Genomic DNA, 21,002 nt, shown 5'->3' with positions numbered 1-21,002 from the left:
TCATGGACATCAATGACCTTATTGCTGTATGGAATCACGCGAATTGCAAAGTAGTTGATATTCGTCGGATGACCCTTAGACCTGGCGAATCTATACCTTCCTATTACGTCCCCTCAAGGCTGTTTCTTATGTCGATTCACGGTAATGCTACAGTTAACCTGGGAAGCCAAGTTCACCGTTTACAGCGCTTTACAGTGCTTCATGTAGGCAAAGGAACTGTGCTCAACATTGACGCAGGCAGCGAGGGGCTGGATTACTATAGCATTTATTATAAAGTGAGTATGCATCCCTCACTACCCTTAGAGATTGCTACGCTATACGAGGGCGCTAAATCCTTTGATCATTCGTACAGCATGACGCCTGACAATTCGGTAGCGCTGTATCGCATAGTGAGCGAGATGTTTAAGGAGTGGGGGAAGCCGCAGCCGCTTGCGCGGTTGCATGTTCGCACTTTACTCCATCAGTTTGTGTATGAGCTATTTCATCAAATGTCGGTGCAAGGGGTTAATACGACTAAGCGTGATCTGGCTGCCCGGATTGCCGACATTATCCATGAACATTATACGGATAACATTACGCTGGAATCATTATCGGAAAGCCTGAACTATAGCGTCCCCCATTTATCTTCCTACTTCAAAATCCGTACTGGACTTAGCCCGATTGATTACTTAATTAAGGTGCGCATCGAAAAAGCGGTGGCACTTCTGCTGGAAACAGATGCTACGCTGAAGGAAATTGCAGTGGGCGTCGGTTATCAAGACCCTAGTTATTTGGGCAGGCTGTTCAAAAAGTATAAGGGTGTTTCCCCGATTAGCTATAGAGAATTGCATTCCAGAAAGAACAAACTAGAAGATAGTCCTGCCACAAACATAGAATCCTCCATTGTTGCCCTTGAATCATTTGACTATACTGATTATATTGATAACGATTATCAGTATCATTTTGATCAAGAGGGAGATTCATTCATGTTTAAACATTCAAGGCCTACGCTGGCATCGGTATTGCTGTTAAGCTTCATTTTGGTACTGAGCGCATGTGGTACAAACGGTGCTACGGAGAATGCTGCCTCACAGCAGCCGAAGACCAAAATCGTTAAAACGGTTAACGGTGAGGTGGAGATCCCCCTTCATCCCAAAAGAATTGTTGCAGGTGAATATCTCGGCAGCTTAATTGCGCTTGGCATTACACCTATCGGAACCTCCGAACATCATATTAAAAATCCATATTTTCAGGAGTATTTGAAAGACGTTGAGAATATAGGGGACGGAAATGGAAATGTAGAGAAAATTCTGTCGCTTAATCCCGATTTGATTATTATGGATGATTTCTATCCTGAGCTAAATGAGCAGATGTCAAAAATCGCACCTACGGTCGTTATTCCATACGCTTCCTTAAAAACGGTACATGAGGAAGTGGGTTATTTCGGTGAGCTGCTTAGTGAAGAAGATAAGGCCAAAACCTGGCTTGCAGACTATGACAGCCGTATGGCCAATGCCAAGGAGAGCGTATTGAAGGTTGTGCCTGCAGATAGCACATTTTCCATTATTGAATGGTCTGAAAACAGCTTGATGGCCGTCGGAACAGACTTCGGCAAAGGTGGACAACCAATCTATAATGGATTGGGATTTAAGCCTCCTGCGGATATCGCCGCCGAAATGGCCGATCCGGGCTGGGCTTCATTCTCTGCTGAGGTCTTACCAAAGTATGCCGGTGACTATATTATTCTTACCTCCGACTCGAAAAAGCTGGATGAACTTAAAGCCGACCCGATCTGGGGCGCACTGCCAGCAGTCAAAAATGATCACGTATTTCTTTGGACAAGCGATCGCTCCGGCTACTGGGACCCAATAGCTATTCTGAGTCAGACAGAAGAGTTGGCGGCTTGGCTGACAAGCCACTAATACAACGTGTATTCCAAACCTAAAAGGCCCCCTTCGGGTGCCTTTTTAGGTTTTTTTGGAGATGGTTCGCCGCCATGTTCTATGTGTCATTCTCCAGCTGATTCTGCAGTAACATCAAGATAATTGATCCTGTATTGCGACGGTGACAGCCCATATTTCTTCTTAAAGGCAGCAGCAAAATAAGAACTACTATTAAAGCCAACTTCGCTGGCAATGTCGTTAATATTGAAATCTTTCTTCTCCACCAGTAGAGCTGCGGCTCTTTGCAGTCTTAATTGATTTATATAATCTGGAAAGGTCTTCTGCGTATAGCTGTTGAACAGTTTGCTAAAGTACGAGGAGCTCATATTGTATTTTTCAGCAAGGGCATCAATGGATAGCGTATTATCGTTAATATGCTCATGGATATACTCGATCGCCTTCATAATGTTGTTTTGCACCGTTAATGAACGGGAAGTTTTTAACTCTAAACAAGCACTGTCGAGCATTGTTTTTAGCAGGGTACTAAGCTCATCAATATTATTGCAGCTTTGCAGCTTCACATAGACATCCAGATAGATGCTACGGTATTCCTTATTTTCTACTATGGAGTTATGCGCTAGCATAGCAGCATCAGCAAGCAAATTGGCTAAATAACTTAAACCTGCTTCATATTCAATATTTTTCACAAGCTCAAGTAAAGCTTCTATATTTTCAAGAGGGATCGTTTGCAATTGGTTGCTTTTAATTAGCTCCAAAATCTTCTGTGTCAACTCATTCGCTTGCCCTTTGGATAGACTACTTGGTGTAAAGGTGTCAAAGATAAAGTACGACTGCTTGTAGCAAAACAATTTATTTCTTATCAAATGTTGGACTTGTTCATAGGAATCCGGTAATTGCTGCAAGTTATATGCTATTTGTGAAATGCCTATAGTGATATGAACTTTATAGTTCTCGGCAAGCTTATGAATCATTTGTTCAGCGTATTGCGCCACAACTTGCAGATCGTTTAGTAAAATACCCGACCGTCCTTCGCTGACAATTAGAATGAACTGATTGCTGCTTATCGGATAGGCTTTATAATCTATTTCCCGGCTCCATATTTGTTGCCCGACATTTTGCAAAAGAAGTAAGAGATTATAATCGAGATCTAGAGCAGAAGGTGCAGTAACTTCTACACTGATAACGCGATAATGTCCTTGATCTCCTAGCTTTTCTTGCAGGCTTTTCAGTTCTCGCGGCAGTTGCGGGTCTGCATTTTGTTGACTATAGTTACGCTTTTGAAGAAAATCTATAAATTCATTGCTGCTGTGCCGTGATTCCAAGGCACTCATTTTAGAAAGCGCTTTCGAGATTGTCAGTGATGCTGTTTGTATCTCATCATAATGATTTCCATGTTCTTGCTCCTCTTCATCATCCTGCTCCGAGTTTCTGAAGGCTGTGTAAATATTGAGCAGCATATGATTAACTGGTTTGTAAACTTTATTAGTGAACACATAACTTAATAATAGCGCAATGAAAATAATGAAGATGGAGAAGATAATAATCGCATTTCTAGCCTTAAGTAATTGTTCAATACTGCTTTGATAGTCCATGACGGAAACGATACTGTATCCTTCATGCCCATTATTTACATAGGAAATTACTATATCTTCATCTTTACCCTTATTTTTCGATGAATAGCTGTTATAGCCATCTGTGGCATGCGCTATTTCATTTAGTGTAGTTGGTGCTATGGGATAATTATTGTTTTGTTCAGTTATAATTTGGCTTGTTTGATTATCTACGATTAATATACTGTCAGACTGATCTTCATAGCTGGAAAGAATGCTCTTACGTAATGTTTCCGTATTGGAGACTATGATAATACCACTTTGACTAGTGCCGTATAAGGCTGTGCGCGAGGTTTGAAAAAATACGAGTCGCTGGCTGCCATCTGCTAATGTAATCGGAATAGGATAACGATCCGTCTTAGATTGCAGTACTTGCTTTAAAATATTTTGTTTTTCATTTCGATTAAGATAGTAGTCATCCAGTTCATAAATGATGTCATCCTGATTAAAAAAGAAAATGGAGTTGACGGATTCGTTCGCATTCAAAATCGGGTGTAAGTTATTGCTTATCTCTATCGCGTCCAATACGCTGGTGTTTTCATAGTCATAAATGTAAGAAATAGATTTGGGCATTTTATTAATAAGCTCTGTCAGGCGACGGTATTGATCTAGTTTGCTGTTGTATACGGTACTGATATTTTCCAGCTTATTTCGCAACATGTCATTAATTTGATTTTTCATATAAACATTAAAATATTGGAAGGCCGCAACATTGATAATAATTACAGTAATAATAGAAATGGATAAAAAGTTCATATAGACTTTGAACTTAAAGCTTTTGCGCCATCTATTGGCATATTTACTTACAAATTGTTTGCCTGGATTCAACAGCTTCAATAGCTTCATTCCCTCCTTATATGAAATTATGAAGGAATAGCCTAATTGTGAGTTGATGAATCAGGCTATTCCGATAGTCATATAAGCTTAATTAGTTGCTTTTTTGCTGGAAATGAACTCACTAAATTGTTTTTGATATTCAGCAATAAATTTTTCTAAACCGGCATCACGCAGCTTTTTCAAGGCAGTGTCAATATTGGAGTCATAGTCTTTAAAACCTTGTGATATGGGTTGTATATATTCTTGTTCTACGGCTTGCATTTGAGCGTATTCCGTTTTTACGGGCTCCATGTTGAAGGAGAAGCCAATATCTTTTTGTAGTATCGAGCCTTCGTTCCAATTTTGATACGTACTGATTTGTTCTTCAGTAATATAATCTCTAAATCTTGTAAAATGAATGTTATCAGGCAACCAAGTGTCGAACAATGTATCTTGATTAATAAACTCAATCTGTCCATCAGCAGTTAGGTTATAATCTTTGCCTTCAACGCCATACAGAATAAAGTCTGTCCATTCTTGACTGCTTTGCAGTAAGTTAATTAACTTCACGTAACCCTCGAGTTCAGCACCCTTTACATTAGCCCCAACTGCAAACGCTGTAGAATATGTGCCGCGTGACATTAGTGGTTTTTTCGCAGGATCACCTAAATAGTAGTTTTTGAACACCGCATTAGGGTTAGCTTTGCGTATGGCATCCATATACTCAAATACGCGATAGCTTGCACCCATGCCGAATAATGCTTTGCCTGCAAAAAACGATGAATCTGCTTGTGCAGGATTTGACAAGGCGTAGCTTGGGATAAGACCTTCTTTATTCCATCTGCGGGCGATATCCGCCATTTGTTTGTATTCGTCCGATTCATAAAAGCTGTAGACAGTCGGATCTTCCGGCTTGTTGCCATCGGTCATAATAAAGCTATACGGCTGATAAATATTAATGTTTGAATTAATCGAGCCATTGAAGATATTCAAGCTCCAGCCGCGTCCTGAGCCAATCATATCAGGATATTTTTGCTTTGCCAATTTGTAAAATTGCTCAACATCCTCAACGGTTTTCAAATCGGTCATACCGACTTCTTGCAGCAGATCCTCTCGTGCAATAATCACATAATTTTCTCCAGCATTTGGTTTATTGCCGAAAGGTAATGCATATTGCTTTCCGTTGACCTTCCAGATGTCAAACGCTTCATCGCCGCCCGTATTCTTTTTTAAATCGCCAGCATATTTTTCAGCAGCTTCAGTCAAATCAGCGTAATAGCCCTTGGCAACGGATTTTGCCATAAATGCAGTATCGGTATATGTGGCGAATTTTTCGCCGGATGATAGCATTAGCTCGGTTTTACCAGTTGCATACTCGGTCCACGGTAAATATTGAATACTTACATCGACGTTAATCGCTTGCAGAACCTTGTCATGAAACTCATTTTTCGCAAAATCAGCCATACGTTTTGACTGCTCCCCGTAAAGCACTAACGTTGCTTTGGTCGGCTGATCGCCACTGCCATTATTGTTATTGTTGCTACCAGCTTCGTCCCCTTGCGACTTGCCGCCGCATCCGCTTAAAAGTCCCGCCAGCAGTAAAGATGCAAGCAGTAAGGTGAACCCTTTTCTCGATTTGCCCATAAGAACACTCTCCCAAATTTATATTTAGCCTACTAAATTCAAATAGGCCTAACTACTATTGTTTTTTCTTATTATCCTTTTACAGCGCCAACAGTAACGCCCTTAACAAAGTACTTTTGTACAAAGGGATACAGCAAGATAATCGGACCAATCGCAATACAGGTAATTGCCATCTTAATCGTTTGCGAGGGCAGAATAACATGGCCTGCCATGGTGCCACTTGGATTGGCTGCAAGGTATTGAATATTGGCCATCATTTTGTACAAGATGTATTGCATCGTATATAGCTCGGGATTATTATTGAGCATTAATGGTAAATAGAAGTCATTCCAATATTGCAGTGCATAAAATAATGAGATCGTAACAAGCCCCGGTTTGGCTAACGGCAGCATCATTTGCATAAAAATCCGCCCATGACCAGCGCCGTCAATTTGTGCACTTTCCAGCAATTCATGTGGGATGGACTTGAAGAAATTACGTAGCAGATACATATTGAATACATTTATTGAATAAGGCAAAATCAATGCTGCCAACGAATCCTTCAGGCCGAAAAATTGTGTGGTCACTAAATACCACGGCAACATACCGCTGTTAAACAGCAGAGTAAAGTAAGCGAAGAACGCCAGTTTATTACGGTGCTTAAAATCTTTTACGGAAATGACGTAGGCAAAGCATGCTGTTATCGACACCGATAGTAGTGTGCCAAATATTGTCGTAAACAATGTTATCTTGTAGGCTTTTAAGATCATAAAATCAAGATTGGAAAATACATAACGGTAAGTATCCAATGAGAAATGACGTGGAATAATCGAAAAACCTTGCATAGTGATCGCCATTTCATCAGACAGTGAACCGGAAATCGCTAAAACAATCGGGAACAAGCAGAATAGTGCAAATATTGCTGAGCAGACATAAAAGGCTATATTAGTTAACTTATCAGCATTTGATCGTTTCAAATAGACACCCCCTTAAAATAATGTAGAATCTTTGTCGTACCAGCTTGTAATCTTGTTAGCGATAATAACAAGGAAGAAGCCAAAAACAGATTGATATAACGAAATCGCCGACGCAAACGCCATCTCACCATTTCTTACGCCGCTGCGATAAACAAATACATCGATCAGATCCGTGAAGGGTAACAAAATCGGGTTCATATTCGTCAAGCCGATAATCATATTTAGGTTACCGCGCAGCATATTGCCGACCGATAATAGAAACAAAATAATGATGGTCGGTTTAAGCATAGGAATTGTAATTTTAAAAATTTGCTGAAGTTTACTGGCGCCATCTACCTCGGCGGCTTCATACATGGAGGAATCAAAGCCAGTCAACACACCAAAATAAATAATGGAGTTATAACCTGTACTTTGCCAAATCACCACAATGACCAGAATCGGAATCCAAATCCACGGCGTAGCATAAAAATCATAAGTTGAACCGGTGATGCTTTTAATAATCTGATTTAGAAAGCCTGTTTCATTATTCAAAATTGCATTTAGAATGGAGCCAATAACCATCCAAGACATAAAAAACGGAAAAAACATAATGCTTTGATTAACTTTGACGAATCGGCGACTAGAAATTTCATTGAGCATAATAGCAATCGCTACCGCGAAGATGGTGCCAAATACAAAAAATAAAATATTGAACATTATCGTATTAAATGTCGCCCGCATTGCAGTATCAAAATTGTTAAAGAAAAATTGAAAGTTTTTAAAGATGGGATCTGCCCATGGGCTGTTAAAAATACCTCCGTCAAAGCGATATTCCTTAAACACTAAAATCGACCCTGCCATTGGCAAGTAGGAAAAGGCCAACAGCGCTAATATGCCGGGCAGTGCCATCATATAAAGAAGCCCGTCTTTTTTGAGTGCGCTCATAAACCTATTGCTTGTTTTTTGTCTCAAATAAATTCCCCCTCACTTAGTTGCCATGCATAACAAGCTGCCTGTACTCCTCTAATAAAACGCTTTCAAAAGCTAAATGAAATACGTACTCCAAATAGTAATCTTTTGGGTCTTAAAGTAAATCGCAATTAGAGGAGAAGCTTTTAAAAACGAGCATTTTACCCTCGTTTAGGCTATTAATTTCTCGCATTTTTATTAAAAATCCGTATTATGTGTTTAAATCCAGCGGTAATTAATGTTATTGACAAAATATTTGACAATGATTAGTATTGAAAAATATTAAAAATGAAGTTAGCGGCATAACAATTAAATAATTCGCAAGCTATGATTGCTATGGATCACACTATAGCAGGAGCAGCTTCTGGAGAGACCGTGGGGGATTCCCCCGGCGCCGAAGGGTTCACAATCTCAGGCAAAAGGACAGAAGAGTACTAGATAATTCATTTGTTATTCTGATCATCGTCAGAGTAAAGGAATGTATTTTATTTATTATTCTTAGACCTAAGAGATTGGAGCGTATCCAATCTCTTTTTTGTTATCATTTTTACTTGTACATTTTTTCACATAAGGGGGAGTTTGAAATGGCAGCACAAGAATTAAAGAGAGATTTAGAGAATCGGCATGTTCAGCTCATTGCGATTGGTGGAACCATCGGTACCGGATTATTTTTAGGATCAGGTAAAGCTATACAACTGGCAGGACCATCCATCATTTTTGCTTATTTAATCGTGGGTATCGCTATTTTTTTTGTGATGAGGGCATTAGGAGAACTTCTGTTGTCTAAAGCAGGTTATCAATCTTTTACAGACATTGCCGAAGACTATCTTGGACCGCGGGCGGCGTTTGTAACTGGATGGACCTATTGGTTTTGTTGGATCATGACGGCTATGGCCGATATTATAGCTGTTGGGGTCTATGTACAATATTGGTTTGATATCCCGCAATGGATACCCGCAGTCATTTGTTTGATTATTTTATTAGGGCTCAATTTATTAACGGTAAAAAGCTTTGGCGAATTGGAATTTTGGTTTGCTTTAATTAAGGTAATCACTATTCTCGCATTGATTGCTATCGGGGTAGTCTTACTGGTGATTGGATTCAAAACAACTACCGGAACGGTTGCGCTCAGTAATATTTGGGCACATGGGGGAGTATTTCCAAACGGGATTTCAGGGTTCCTGCTTTCATTTCAAATGGTTGTGTTTGCTTTTGTGGGTGTGGAATTGGTAGGCGTATCGGCAGCAGAGACCTCCAATCCAGAAAAAACTATCCCATCGGCGATTAATAAAATACCTTTACGAATTCTATTTTTCTACGTGGGTGCTATTATTGCCTTATTATGCATCAACGCTTGGACAGAACTAAACCCGGCAGAAAGTCCTTTTGTTAAAACATTTAGTTTAGTGGGGATTCCGATTGCCGCGGGGGTTATTAACTTCGTTGTATTAACTTCAGCTGCGTCCGCTTGTAATAGCGGGATGTTCTCAACAAGCCGGATTCTATACAATCTAAGCAGAAATGACCAGGCTCCAGCCAACTTTGCAAAGCTTAATAAAAATCATGTACCAAGTAATGCTTTATTCATATCCACGCTTGTCTTATCTGTAGGCGCTTTGTTGAGTAAGCTGATTCCGGAGACGGCTTTTGGCATCGTGACAACAATTAGTGCCATTTGTTTCATCTGGGTTTGGGGCGTCGTTCTAATTTGCCATTTGCGATATAAAAAGACGAAGCCGGAATTGCAGGCCAAATCAAAATTCAAAGCACCGTTTACACCCTTTGTGAATTATGTTGTTCTAGCTTTGTTTGCAATCATACTCATAATTATGCTATTTGCTGATGAAACTCGTCCGGCCTTATTGTTGACGCCTTTATGGTTTATATTATTATTTGTTTTGTATTCGATAAATAGAAGAAAGAGGGAAAGAATAACGCCTGATCCAAGAGCACGTCTCGAAGGTATTCGGACTAACACGGAGATCCGGCATGATTAGTCGATGAGGGTGCTTGCTGATATTACAGTTGGATAGGCAGACATAGAAATCCACCACCGCATACGGTGGTGGATTTTCTCATTAATGTGGTCGATGCTCTTTTTCGAACTTGTGTATGCTATCGGGATATTCTTCCATGTTTTTTAATCAGTCTAAAATTATCGTCTATTTAAAATCAACTTTGATTTGTGCTATCTCACTATTCGTGCCAATTCGTAATGGCGGTCCCCAAGTCCCTGCACCAGATGTAACGATGACGTGAGGGCTGTTAGGATTCTTCTGATAGTGGCCATAATCTACTGTAAACATAGCATTGGTGATCAGATTTGCAGGGAATACTTGTCCTTGATGCGTATGTCCGCTAAGTATCAAATCAACGTCATCTGCGTATTCAATCCTATTGGTTGGTTGATGATCCATTACGATAACGGGCATATTTGTATCAATGTCACTCATCACTTCTGAAGTAATTGCTCGAGGGTTCCCTTGATTACCAATCGGTGATGAATCCCTTCTGCCAACAACAACGAATTGATTATCAATAACGACATGCTCATCATTTAGAAGTTTGATATTACTCTTATCTATAAAGTTCACGATCTCATCGTATGAGCGTCCTGCATCATGGTTACCTAAACAAGCATAAACTCCATAGGTTGACTGAATAGTACTTAATAACTCTATTCCTTTGGAAGGGTTAGAGAGCGCATAGTAGTTACCATTAAATATATCTCCTGTCATCAACACTATATCCGGCTGTAGTCCATTAATACGATCAACAACGTCTTCAATAAACTTTACATCATTTACGTAGCCTAAATGTAAGTCGCTGATCAGGACGATATTTAACTGATCTAATGAAGTGTTTTTATGTATTTGGAGCGGATAGGTGACTTCTTTTAAATGATTTGCATTATAAATCCCATAGGACACCAATCCTATGACTAGAATTAATACTATGGACCTTGTATGAAAAATAACACGTGCTGGTATAGGAGAAGGGAGGACCTTGATCCATTTACTAATTAGTAAGATTACATCTGAAAGGATCAAAAGCAAGAACAAATAGAAGTAGATACCCATCCAATAGTCCCCGAATTGACCAATAAAATTAACAATATTTGAATTGGTCGTCATAGCTGAAGAAGACAATAGTAAATTAATAATGATTGATAACGCACATAAGCTGTAGATGACTCCATATATGATCCCGTTTATATGTGAAAATATATGTTGTAACCATTTAAAAATCTTTCTCGCAATGTAATAGTTAGTTGCCGCGTACATAGCGAATATAAATAAAAATGCAAATACCATAGGGTACACCATCCTAATGCTTTAGATATCAGAACTAAAGTGAATACATTAATTATAGCAATAATTACTAGTTTCAGAAATTAAATGGGGTATTGAGTTTACTGGTTTTTTCAGTTATTGTTTATTACTATTTCAGCTGATATAATTCTTATTTCGACAATCAATTTAAAAGTGGTGAATTCATGAGAGAGTTCTACAGTCGGGTGAATCGAAAAACCTATTACATATTAATGTTAATGATCATCGTTCTTATGATGTCTGGATTAATACTATCTACTCTAGAGTTAGATGGAATTGATTTTGGTTATATCATTCATTTTTTATGTGTGGCGTTTCTAACGGTTTGTTTATGGATTTACCCTAAGCATGAGACACATACTTTTAGAAAGATTATCATTCTATTTGGATTTGCGTATTTTTATACGCTATTCTTTTTATATCCTCAAACTTGGACTACCTATATCCTCATTTGTCTTATTCCTGCACTCTCTATTCTATTTTTTGATTTAAAATTGTTTTATTTTTCCTTCATTATAAATGGAATACTGATGGTAATTACATTTGGCTATATCCTCTTGATTGATAGAGGGGATCTATATACATATTTACATTATGATATTCTAGGGAATTTCATTAATATAATAGCGGTTCAAGTGTTATTATTTTTCATTTTTCAAATATCATTTAAACGGATGAAAAAACAGCAGCTTTATTATGAACAATTACAGCAATCTGAGCGTTTAAAGATGGTTGGACAATTAACAGCTGCCGTTGCGCATGAAATTAGAAATCCAGTGACAGTGGTTAGAGGTTTTTTGCAGTTTTTTGATGAGGATCCTTCATTTGATGATCCTATGAAAAGAAAATTTAAATTAATGATTGATGAATTGAACACAGTAGAACAGATTATCTCGCAATTTCTAACCCTTTCAAAGCCAAATGGAGAACAAAAACTAGAAAAAGTAGATGTGAAGGATGTTATTGAAAGTGTCACAGGATTGCTCCATTCCTACGCAATGTTATCTGATAATCAAATTGTTACCTATGTAGAAGAAGACTGCATGATCTCTATTAATAAAATTGAATTTAAGCAGCTGCTTATTAATATAATAAAAAATGCTTTAGAGGCTTCGGATGTTGGTAAATCTGTCTCTATTATGGCGAATAGGAACAATAATTTTATTGAGATAACAATCATTGATGAAGGAAGCGGGATGTCGGAAGCTGAGGTTAAGTCGCTAGGGACTCCTTTTTATTCATTAAAAAGTAATGGAACAGGTCTAGGATTAATGATTTGCTTTAATATCGTAGAAAAGTACGGCGGCGAAATTTATTATAGTAGTTCTGTAGGTAAGGGGACAACAGCTACTATCCGCTTTTTAGCTATAAATGACCAGTAAAACGGAACATTCTTTCCATTGAAAGAAGGGGATTACCTCAAGCCTTCGGCCGGAGAGGTAATCCCCTTTCCTAGTAAATATGTTTATATTTGCTGCGCTAAAGGTTACTTCAGAGGGATTTTAATCTCCAATTGCTTGTTGTAATTTTTAACTACATTGCCTTTGGCATCTACTTTATAAGCCCCGGTGTTGCCTTTTTCAAATACGGCTTGATACGGTCTGATAATCAGATATTCTGCCGCTGAGCTAGGTGCTTCGAACAATAAATCTTCAGAAACCGTATTTTGAGTTGCTGCAACAGAATCCCTTGCAATAAATTCTAATTCATTTCCCAGATTATCATAAATGTCATATCCTAAAGCCTGTGCTTGGGTGGCAACCCCTTTAACCGCTAAAGCGATACGCACAGAAGTCTCTCCTGCAGCAACACGGGTGGTTTTGATTTTAAATTGGTTGTCTTTCTTTATAGCAGGCAGCTGAATGTTACGCACTAATCCTGCTTGCTTGAGAGAAAATTTAAGTACATACGGTTCATCGATTCCGTTAAGCTTCACATGGATACTCAATTCAGAGGAAGCCAGGTTTGCCTTTTGTTGCTCAGTTAACCATCCGGTCTGCAATACAACAACCGCCTTGTTGGCATCACCGTCACTGATCCAGCGTGGTGTTTTTAAATCAATGCCTCCTGGTTGAGTGAGCTTAGCGTCAATTCCCACAATAGTACCTTCTGCAAGATAGGGCTCACCTTTATCATTTAAAGTTACTCCTGCGAGCATTCCTGAAAATAGCGATCCCTCACGGCTCAGGTCGATCTTAATATAGTTACCATCAAACTGCGCACTGCCCTTTAAAGTAAGCTGATCGTGTGAATCGGCCACTTTTGTTGTATTCAGGGAAGCTTCAACAGCGGGTTGAGCACTGGATGCTTGGGTTAAAGCTGGCATTCCCAACGCTCCTAGGCATACAGCAGCACTTAAAATTACAGACATCTTCTTAGTCATTTTTTTCATGATATTATCAAGCTCCTTAATTTTTATTTAACTAGCACGTTTATCTCTAGACCGTCAATATAATGCTTCACTGGGTTTCCAGAACTGTCTGTTTTAAATGCTCCATTCTTACTTTGTGGGTTCTCAAACTCATAAAGATAGCCACGGATTGTGAGCATATTAGGGTGTTTCTCAAATGGCTCAGTAAGCAAATCGACATTAAGTGACCTATTGGAAGTCGAGAGGACTTTCTGTGAAATATCTTTCAGCACCTGTCCTTGTTGATCCTTTACTTCAAAGCCCACTAAACTCAATGCTGTATGATCTTCGTCTGTATCCTGTTCCAGCATGAGCGACAGGCGTGTCGTTAATGGACTATATTCCAGCTTTTTCAGGATCAAACTCCATCCTCCAACTTGTGCGCGTATGTCAGGTGTGGAAATTTTATTAATCGTAGCCTTCCGCGCAGGAATTTGGAGAACAAACGGTTCATCCATACCGTTTAAGCCAAGGGTTACAGTCAATACAAATCGATCAGGAAAAGGTTTGTTGGAGATTCCGGAATTCGAGGAATCCACTAGTCTAAAAATAGCTGTGTTGCTTTCCGCACCTTCTATCCAGCTTAGAAACGGCATAGCTTTCCAGAGACCATCAGAAAATTGCTCCAGGGAAGCGCCGTCGATCAATACTTCTGCAGAGGTTATTGCACCTTTCGCTAAAAAAGGCTTCCCATCCGCTCCAATCGTTACTCCGGCTAGCTTACCTTCCAGTTTTTCTCCCTCACGCTTCACCGAGAATGCCAACCGGCTGCCATCAAATACAGCCTCTTCGGCAGACAAGGTGATCCCTTCATGGGTATCACTGCTGTTTAGACGGGAAGTCAGTCCCAGACGCTGGGCCGCTTGTAACCCTATATCATCTGCCCGTTCAAAAATACCGCCTATCAAGGGAAGCTGCTTGAGCGCATTGGCCAACGTAGGCGGATAGATAGCCGTTAGCATAACACTTAACAATATCGCCGCAGTCACAGCAGCTGTGATTTTTGGATATATCCGCTTTTTCTTTTCCTTTTCCACAGGATCCTGGACAATGGTGGCCAGCGATGCATAAATCGAATCCTGCCGTGATCGTAGTAAAGGAGGAAGCTCCTGTATATTAGCTTTCCCTAGCTCCCTGATCTGCTTTTCTAAATTGTTATTATTCATTAGCAAGACCCTCCTCCCGCACAGGATGTATCTGTTTGGACAACAATCTCCGTGCGCGATGAAGTCGTGCCCTGACCGCTCCCTCGGAGATGTCGAGCACATCTGCAATCTGCTTAATGGATAAATCGTCATAATAAAAAAGCACGATAGCAAGCCGCAGGGATTCGTCCAACTGATTAATGAAGCTTTGCAGGTCTACGTTGCCTGAATCTTCAAAATGCACATAGGAAACGACCGGTTCCTCGGGAATTTCCGCCACAGCTATAGTTCGTTCTCGCATACGAAGTAACTGATTGCATTCATTAATCAGGATGCGTATAACCCAGGTTTTAAAAAACTTAGGCTGTTTAAGGTTGGCCAACCCTTTATACACCTTCAGTGTTGTTTCCTGAAGAGCATCCGCGCAATCTTCATCTTTTAGCAGAATGGTTTTGGCTAATCTGTACAACTGGGATTCCAGTTGCCTGAAAAGACGGGTAAACGCCTCGTGGTCGCCTTTCTGCGCTTTTTTGATATCCAGTTCGTTTTCCAGCAAATGATTTTTCCTCCTTGAGGGCCCTCTGTATAATTAGATGGAGAAGACATCCAAAAAGTTATATTTAGGATAAAATTCATTCTCCTACACAAATCACTTACCTCGGTAGTAGTATAAAATCCATGCAATTCATTGTTTTTGGCAAAGATGGAGAGGTTAATAGAAAGGGGGGGACTTCAAGTGGATAAACTGAAATAAATTCAGGAATTACCACCTTATCAGAAGAGAAGTAGTGGGGTAATCCTGAATTAAAAAGTGTATACATATACCTTGGTACGCAGTGTGTCCGTGCATGTTATGGTACGGACAGGCTGCATGCCTGGAAGGGCAAAACAAATGCTAATGACCACTGCGCCCGGCAGTAGCTCACGCTTGAACTTGTCCCCCAGCCGTTTCATCGCTCCGGGAAATAAGTAACAAAGAACTATATCCGCATGCTCGTAAGAGCTGCTATAGATATCCCCACGTACATAACGAAGCCTTCCGTGGAGCAGATTCTGGCCTTCGTCTGCTCGCAGCATACGTGTGCCGAACCTAGCAAGCAGCTGGGATGTCCACAAGGGAATAATGGAATTTTCAATGCCTGTCAGCCTTTTGCCTGGACATTGGCGAATAACATCCATGCCAAGTGTTCCCCAACCCGATCCCGCCTCCACAATGCTGCTATATCCCGGAATCCGATTCACCTCAACGGCAACAGCCGAGCGTACAGATTTTGACGTAGGCATCGGCGATATCCCGTTCCTCCAGCTCACCAGCACAATCGACACCATGGATAACAAGGCTGCGAAGGCGATGAACCAAGCGATGACTTGAATCACGATCAATACTATCATTCCTTCTTCATCTGCTAGAAGCAGGATTCAATTCTCTTACTTTCTCCCAGCATTTCGTTTATTAACTTCATATGGATAAAGATCCTGAATTTCCTTGCTTTCAATATCTTGACCTACATAAAAAATCAGAGTGGGATCATTTGCTGGATGGGCATAAGAAAGATAAGTGCGATGTATAAAATCAAAGTCCATCTTACCCAGCTGGAAATCGATTTGATATTTATCTTCTAAATAGACTTCAAATTGCTTTTTTAAAGCCAGAGACTTCCACGGAAGTCCAAAGAATAAAAAGTAGGTTCCTATAAGAAATATCAAAAAAATTAAGAGGAAAAGCGACCTTTTACTGAGAATGGTATGTTTTATAATTCATAACCCTCCCTAGCGTTTATTCTACATGAACTTTGCTGGACATATCAAAATCAACCTCTTCAAGAAATTCGATAACTTCTCCATTGGGACTGTGAATGATCGCGTTTTTTATTAGAAGAGGCGGTTCGCCCAGAGACAGAGAATCCGGTGCTATAAAAGCCTTTGCCCCATGTGCAAGGGCTTTTTGATATATCTCCTCTACATTATCCACATAGAAGGCAAGATGTAATAACGCTCCGTGTGCTATATCTTCATCAGACAAGGCTTTTTTTCCTTGAGCGGCGATGACTGCATCATTATCAAAAATCTCAATGCAGGTTCTGCGGTCAGGTGAAATCAGCATGGAGGCTTCTTTGATCTGAAAGGATGGCAGACTCCAATGATGACCTAGCTTGAATCCTAAGACGTCAATATAGAATGAAATAGTTGCTTTATAGTCTTTGGCTTGAATTGCTACATGTGCAAGGCCTTTTACACTCATTTATAATCGCTCCCAACTTTAATATATACTTATTATAGTTGTATTAAAATATGAGATATATATATAAGATAAGTGTTTTGTAGTAATATGGTTATTAAATTTAAGGTATTTTAGTGGAATAAGTTTATTTTATAAAATGGGTTTAGGAGGCGCTTGCTATGGAACAACTTGTGGATGACATTGATAAAAAGATTATGCAATTACTTCAGTACAATGCCCGAATGTCCATTTCACAAATCAGTAAAGAGGTTTCGATGTCACAACCCTCTGTTAAAGAACGAATGATCAAGCTGGAGGAAAGGAATATCATTTCTGGGTATCATACAGCTTTTAATTTACGAGATCTGGATCGGGGCACAACTACGTTTATTCTATTAAAAACAGAACATTGCCAAGAGATTACGGATTTTTGCAAAAATGCTAAGGAAGTTACCGATTTATATCGGATTAGCGGAGAATATAATTACCTCATAAAGGTGCAAACCGCGTCGATTGAGGAGTTAGCTGAATTCCAAGACAACCTTATAAAGTTTGGACCTTCAAAATCTCATATCAGTCTGAAAAATATATTGGAAAACAGGGTGTTGCTCTAAAGCCCATTTTCCAAACACAATATCTAGTAACCGCTTTCATTTCATTGTAGAATGGATGAAAACAACGTTAGCATTAACTCGGATACAAGGGAGCATGGGTATGGAGAGGTTTTTATTCAGTAAAAAGTATATTCCGTTCACCTATAAGATGATGATACCGTACCTCATTCTAGTATTGCTGACAGATGTATTGGTGGGTTATATAGCTTATACGATGCTCGTAGAGTCCAGAACGGAAATGGCGGAAACGAATGTCCGGACAGCTTTGAAGCAGACGAGAAACAATATCGAATATCAGACAGATGAAATCAAACGAATGACTAACTCGCTGTTTCTCAATACGAATTTTCAGAATGCTCTGCAGTTTAGGGGAGATGCATTGGAAAACATGCTCAAAATGAGGGATGATATCGTTCCTTATATGAAAGCCCCTCTGCAATTGTATGGGAACAATCTGAGACTTGTGCTCTATACCGCAAATGAGACGATGCTTGAAATCCCCGGTGATGATATGTCTGTACCTATCGGTAGAAGCGATTATTATATTCTTTCTGATCAGGTTATTGAAGATAAGGAATGGTTCAAGTCGATTGTTGCTAATAACAAAGACAGCTTGTGGCTTCAGGCGGACAGCGACAGTGAACTAAGCAATATTTCGTATTTCCGCAAGCTGGTTTCTTCTAAGGGAGGCCCATCGATTATTGGTTATATTCGCGTCACGGCGAGAATTGACGAGCTTTTTGGCAATTTCGATACCTTTCCGATTGAACAGGGTATAGACCTTCGTCTAGTGGATCGGGTTAGTGGATTAACGCTTTATGAACAAGGTATTGTCGATGAACATGCGAAGCAAGACGCTTATCTGATCATTAGTGAAGATATTCCGTTGTCTGACTATGCTATCGAGGTACGGGTGCCGCATGCCTATTTGAATAAAGATGCTAGCCGAATGCAGAAGGTGATCACCACGGTTTGTTTGATCAGCTTTTTAGTCATGGCGGTGATCGGCTTCCTCGTTGCCCGCATATCAGGCAAAAAAATTAAACGGATCGTATATTTGGTCCGGTCCTTTCAGGAAGGGAATTTTTATAAAAGAATTGGGTTTGCCGGGAATGATGAATTTGTCTACATTGCTAATAGTTTTAATCAGATGGCGACTAGTATCCAGGACCTGATCCAGAACGTCTATGAGCAAGGGATTCAGAAAAAGCAAGCAGAACTGGATGTGCTTCAAGCTCAGATCAGTCCGCATTTTTTGTACAATACATTGTCGACCATTGGCAGCTTGGCCAATTTGGGCGAAGTTGAGAAGGTTACACAGATGGTACAAGGTCTTTCTAAATTCTATCGCCTCACCTTGAATGAAGGACATGTCTATATCTCTCTTGAAAAAGAGCTGGAGCAGGTAAGGATGTACCTTGAAATTCAGAGGGTAAAGTATGCCGATGCGTTTGAGGTTTATTATGATATTGATCCTGATATTTTACAGGTTCCCATCATCAAGCTGATTTTGCAGCCATTTGTAGAAAATATATTCAAGCATGCTTGGTTTGGGGAGACGATTGCGATCCGGATTACCGGAAAACGGCTGGGTGAACGCATTGAGCTCAAGGTCATCGATAACGGAATTGGTATGCGGGCGGATACACTGCGAAATATGCGTTCGAGCTCATTCCATTCGAGCAGCTATGGACTGAGAAACGTGGAGGAACGAATCAAGCTGAGATACGGCCATGATTTCGGCATTCATATCGGCAGTTACTTTGGGGCAGGAACGACCGTTCAAATTATCTTACCGGTGGATAATGCGGAAATCCGGGAAGTTATGGGGGAGTAAATAGTATGGCGATGGAGATCAACGTTCTGCTGGTGGATGATGAAGTGATCGATTTGGAATGGCTTAGACGGCGGGTGGCGGGCAGTGATCATTTGCCTTTGCATAGCGTGAGAACGGCAACGAGCGGTTTTGCCGCTTTAAAAATGATGGAGCAGCACCGCATTGATATCATTCTCTCCGATATCCGCATGCCGATTATGTCGGGCGTGGAATTTGCCCGGAAAGCGAAGGAGATTAACCCTGAGGTCCATCTGCTTTTTATTAGCGGACATCAGGATTTCAACTATGCCAAAGAGGCCATTCAATTAAATGCCTCCGGTTATTTGCTTAAACCCGTCGATGATGACGAGTTAAATAAGACACTGACTGAACTCTGCGCCAAGATTGAGAAGGAGAGGAAGCAGCATATTTCCTTATCGGAAACACTGACGCTTGTGAATCAGGAGCTGCTGCTGCGCTGGTTTAATGAGACTGCCCCGGGGCAGGTGGAGACGCATATTCACAACGTTCTTACGTCTTACTTACAAGGCGCGTCGGCGGTCGCCATCGTCGAGATTGACGATATGGCACGGAAAATCCAAACTTGGACGGAAGAAGAGCGGAGTTTATGGAGCAGCACAGCCAATCATTTTATCCGGAAGTTCGCGCAAGATCAAAATTTAGGCATGGTCATCACAACCTATGACTATCATTTTGTGATCCTTGCTGCGGTTCAGGAACAATATTTTACCGCTTTGATGGAAGAGCTCATTCGGTCATTCTATCAGGAATTTTCCTGTTCAATTACGATTGGAAGAGGGATGTACACAACAGAACTGGGTAAGCTGCATGATTCCTATCGGCAGGCTCAGGCTGCTTTAAGTATTAAATGGATTGTTGGGAAAAATAGAATCATCCAAGATGCCTCGGAATGGAGCCCGAAGGAAAAAATCGCCTCAGATTTAGAGGTTATTGTGGACCGGATGCTTAAAGCGATGCTCGATTACGACCTTACCACCATTGATGATTGTTTGCTGCAGCTGTTTGCCGGGGACAGTCCGCTCTCCCAGAAAAACGACATCTACGATATCATTATTCGAATTACCTCCAAGCTTCATGCCGATCTGCAGCAAATGAACGAGCATCTATACGAGATTTTGAATTGGGATTCACATCATCCCTTTGTGCTGTTTCAGTTTGAAACGGTGCATGATATTCTCTCTTGGCTGAGAAGAAGATTTTTTGAGTTGTCGGAGCTGCTTTATTTGAAACGGCAAAGACAAAAGCGGAAGTTAATTGATGAAATCACGGAATATGTGAAAGAAAGATTAGATCAAAAAATAACGCTGAACGAAGTGGCCGCCCATTTCGATTTTACGCCTAACTATCTCGGTCATTTATTTAAGGTTGAAACCAACAGTTTATTCAGCGATTTTTTAAGTGAATTACGGATGAAACGGGTATGCGAGCTGCTCGAAGATCCGACTAAGAAAGTTTATGAGATTGCAGAACAAGCCGGATATAAAAATATTATTTATTTCAACAGACAGTTCAAGCAATACATGGGCATGTCACCCGGTGAGTACCGGAAGAAAAATAAAATCTAA

At 40.2% G+C, this 21,002-nt stretch carries 16 protein-coding genes and 1 riboswitch; of the genes, 6 read left to right on the top strand and 10 right to left on the bottom strand.

Going from position 1 to position 21,002, the window contains the following annotated elements; genetic code table 11:
- The first annotated feature begins 2 nt into the window (after window positions 1–2).
- Entirely contained in the window at window positions 3–1,901 is a 1,899-nt protein-coding gene (locus tag NST25_RS30390; RefSeq protein ID WP_340393127.1) for an ABC transporter substrate-binding protein, read from the top strand.
- An 86-nt stretch (window positions 1,902–1,987) separates the two neighbouring features.
- Here NST25_RS30390 and NST25_RS30385 read toward each other — a convergent pair whose 3' ends face one another.
- From NST25_RS30385 to NST25_RS30370, 4 genes are all read right to left on the bottom strand, one after another.
- Entirely contained in the window at window positions 1,988–4,339 is a 2,352-nt protein-coding gene (locus NST25_RS30385) for an AraC family transcriptional regulator (protein WP_076309952.1), read from the bottom strand.
- Window positions 4,340–4,417: 78 nt separating this feature from the next.
- Entirely contained in the window at window positions 4,418–5,953 is a 1,536-nt protein-coding gene (locus NST25_RS30380; RefSeq protein ID WP_076276309.1) for a DUF3502 domain-containing protein, read from the bottom strand.
- A gap of 71 nt (window positions 5,954–6,024) precedes the next feature.
- Window positions 6,025–6,909 (bottom strand): carbohydrate ABC transporter permease, encoded by an 885-nt coding sequence (locus NST25_RS30375; protein ID WP_076278228.1) that lies wholly within the window; start codon window positions 6,907–6,909, stop codon window positions 6,025–6,027.
- A gap of 12 nt (window positions 6,910–6,921) precedes the next feature.
- Window positions 6,922–7,860, bottom strand: coding sequence for an ABC transporter permease subunit (locus NST25_RS30370; protein WP_139331004.1), 939 nt, complete (start codon window positions 7,858–7,860; stop codon window positions 6,922–6,924).
- Window positions 7,861–8,211: 351 nt separating this feature from the next.
- A riboswitch (glycine riboswitch) is annotated at window positions 8,212–8,294 on the top strand.
- Window positions 8,295–8,441: 147 nt separating this feature from the next.
- On the opposite strand from NST25_RS30370, the gene NST25_RS30365 reads away from it, so the two are divergent.
- Window positions 8,442–9,854 (top strand): amino acid permease, encoded by a 1,413-nt coding sequence (locus NST25_RS30365; protein ID WP_076191542.1) that lies wholly within the window; start codon window positions 8,442–8,444, stop codon window positions 9,852–9,854.
- A 165-nt stretch (window positions 9,855–10,019) separates the two neighbouring features.
- Here the strand turns inward: NST25_RS30365 and NST25_RS30360 are convergent, their stop codons facing one another.
- Window positions 10,020–11,171 carry a metallophosphoesterase gene (locus NST25_RS30360; RefSeq protein ID WP_076191544.1) on the bottom strand — a complete coding sequence of 384 codons (1,152 nt, stop codon included), beginning with the start codon at window positions 11,169–11,171 and terminating at the stop codon, window positions 10,020–10,022.
- A 182-nt stretch (window positions 11,172–11,353) separates the two neighbouring features.
- On the opposite strand from NST25_RS30360, the gene NST25_RS30355 reads away from it, so the two are divergent.
- Window positions 11,354–12,571 (top strand): HAMP domain-containing sensor histidine kinase, encoded by a 1,218-nt coding sequence (locus NST25_RS30355; protein WP_076124239.1) that lies wholly within the window; start codon window positions 11,354–11,356, stop codon window positions 12,569–12,571.
- A 104-nt stretch (window positions 12,572–12,675) separates the two neighbouring features.
- Here the strand turns inward: NST25_RS30355 and NST25_RS30350 are convergent, their stop codons facing one another.
- The 5 genes from NST25_RS30350 to NST25_RS30330 all read right to left on the bottom strand — a co-directional run bounded on the left by NST25_RS30350 (window position 12,676) and on the right by NST25_RS30330 (window position 16,986).
- On the bottom strand, window positions 12,676–13,581 hold the full coding sequence (locus NST25_RS30350) for a DUF5643 domain-containing protein (RefSeq protein ID WP_340393126.1): 906 nt from the start codon (window positions 13,579–13,581) through the stop codon (window positions 12,676–12,678).
- 23 nt (window positions 13,582–13,604) lie between these two features.
- The gene (locus tag NST25_RS30345; protein WP_076124235.1) at window positions 13,605–14,765 is read right to left on the bottom strand and encodes a DUF4179 domain-containing protein; all 1,161 of its coding nucleotides are present in this window, start codon (window positions 14,763–14,765) and stop codon (window positions 13,605–13,607) included.
- Window positions 14,758–15,300, bottom strand: coding sequence for a sigma-70 family RNA polymerase sigma factor (locus NST25_RS30340; RefSeq protein WP_232061486.1), 543 nt, complete (start codon window positions 15,298–15,300; stop codon window positions 14,758–14,760). The genes NST25_RS30345 and NST25_RS30340 overlap by 8 nt, the downstream gene beginning before the upstream one ends.
- Window positions 15,301–15,548: 248 nt before the next feature.
- Window positions 15,549–16,136, bottom strand: a complete 588-nt coding sequence (locus NST25_RS30335) for a class I SAM-dependent methyltransferase (protein WP_076181795.1) — start codon at window positions 16,134–16,136, stop codon at window positions 15,549–15,551.
- A 385-nt stretch (window positions 16,137–16,521) separates the two neighbouring features.
- Complete coding sequence (locus NST25_RS30330) at window positions 16,522–16,986, bottom strand: VOC family protein (protein ID WP_076181797.1); 465 nt, start codon at window positions 16,984–16,986, stop codon at window positions 16,522–16,524.
- Window positions 16,987–17,144: 158 nt separating this feature from the next.
- Here NST25_RS30330 and NST25_RS30325 point away from each other — a divergent pair, with 158 nt between their 5' ends.
- From NST25_RS30325 to NST25_RS30315, 3 genes are all read left to right on the top strand, one after another.
- Window positions 17,145–17,579, top strand: coding sequence for an Lrp/AsnC family transcriptional regulator (locus NST25_RS30325; protein ID WP_076124228.1), 435 nt, complete (start codon window positions 17,145–17,147; stop codon window positions 17,577–17,579).
- Between the two features lie 100 nt (window positions 17,580–17,679).
- Entirely contained in the window at window positions 17,680–19,416 is a 1,737-nt protein-coding gene (locus NST25_RS30320; RefSeq protein WP_076181799.1) for a histidine kinase, read from the top strand.
- 5 nt (window positions 19,417–19,421) lie between these two features.
- Complete coding sequence (locus NST25_RS30315; protein WP_339245499.1) at window positions 19,422–21,002, top strand: response regulator; 1,581 nt, start codon at window positions 19,422–19,424, stop codon at window positions 21,000–21,002.

This window comes from Paenibacillus sp. FSL E2-0190, from assembly GCF_037992965.1.
In the GTDB taxonomy this organism is placed as follows: domain Bacteria; phylum Bacillota; class Bacilli; order Paenibacillales; family Paenibacillaceae; genus Paenibacillus_AQ; species Paenibacillus_AQ odorifer.
This window is presented reverse-complemented; position numbering and strand designations above follow the sequence as displayed.

Excerpts from the sequence above, each read along its gene's own strand:
- NST25_RS30360 (WP_076191544.1), bottom strand. The coding sequence starts at position 11,171 with ATGGTATTTGCATTTTTATTTATATTCGCTATGTACGCGGCAACTAAC.
- NST25_RS30325 (WP_076124228.1), top strand. The coding sequence starts at position 17,145 with ATGGAACAACTTGTGGATGACATTGATAAAAAGATTATGCAATTACTT.
- NST25_RS30350 (WP_340393126.1), bottom strand. The coding sequence starts at position 13,581 with ATGAAAAAAATGACTAAGAAGATGTCTGTAATTTTAAGTGCTGCTGTA.
- NST25_RS30390 (WP_340393127.1), top strand. The coding sequence starts at position 3 with ATGGACATCAATGACCTTATTGCTGTATGGAATCACGCGAATTGCAAA.
- NST25_RS30345 (WP_076124235.1), bottom strand. The coding sequence starts at position 14,765 with ATGAATAATAACAATTTAGAAAAGCAGATCAGGGAGCTAGGGAAAGCT.
- NST25_RS30335 (WP_076181795.1), bottom strand. The coding sequence starts at position 16,136 with ATGATAGTATTGATCGTGATTCAAGTCATCGCTTGGTTCATCGCCTTC.
- NST25_RS30320 (WP_076181799.1), top strand. The coding sequence starts at position 17,680 with ATGGAGAGGTTTTTATTCAGTAAAAAGTATATTCCGTTCACCTATAAG.
- NST25_RS30355 (WP_076124239.1), top strand. The coding sequence starts at position 11,354 with ATGAGAGAGTTCTACAGTCGGGTGAATCGAAAAACCTATTACATATTA.
- NST25_RS30315 (WP_339245499.1), top strand. The coding sequence starts at position 19,422 with ATGGCGATGGAGATCAACGTTCTGCTGGTGGATGATGAAGTGATCGAT.
- NST25_RS30380 (WP_076276309.1), bottom strand. The coding sequence starts at position 5,953 with ATGGGCAAATCGAGAAAAGGGTTCACCTTACTGCTTGCATCTTTACTG.
- NST25_RS30330 (WP_076181797.1), bottom strand. The coding sequence starts at position 16,986 with ATGAGTGTAAAAGGCCTTGCACATGTAGCAATTCAAGCCAAAGACTAT.
- NST25_RS30365 (WP_076191542.1), top strand. The coding sequence starts at position 8,442 with ATGGCAGCACAAGAATTAAAGAGAGATTTAGAGAATCGGCATGTTCAG.
- NST25_RS30385 (WP_076309952.1), bottom strand. The coding sequence starts at position 4,339 with ATGAAGCTATTGAAGCTGTTGAATCCAGGCAAACAATTTGTAAGTAAA.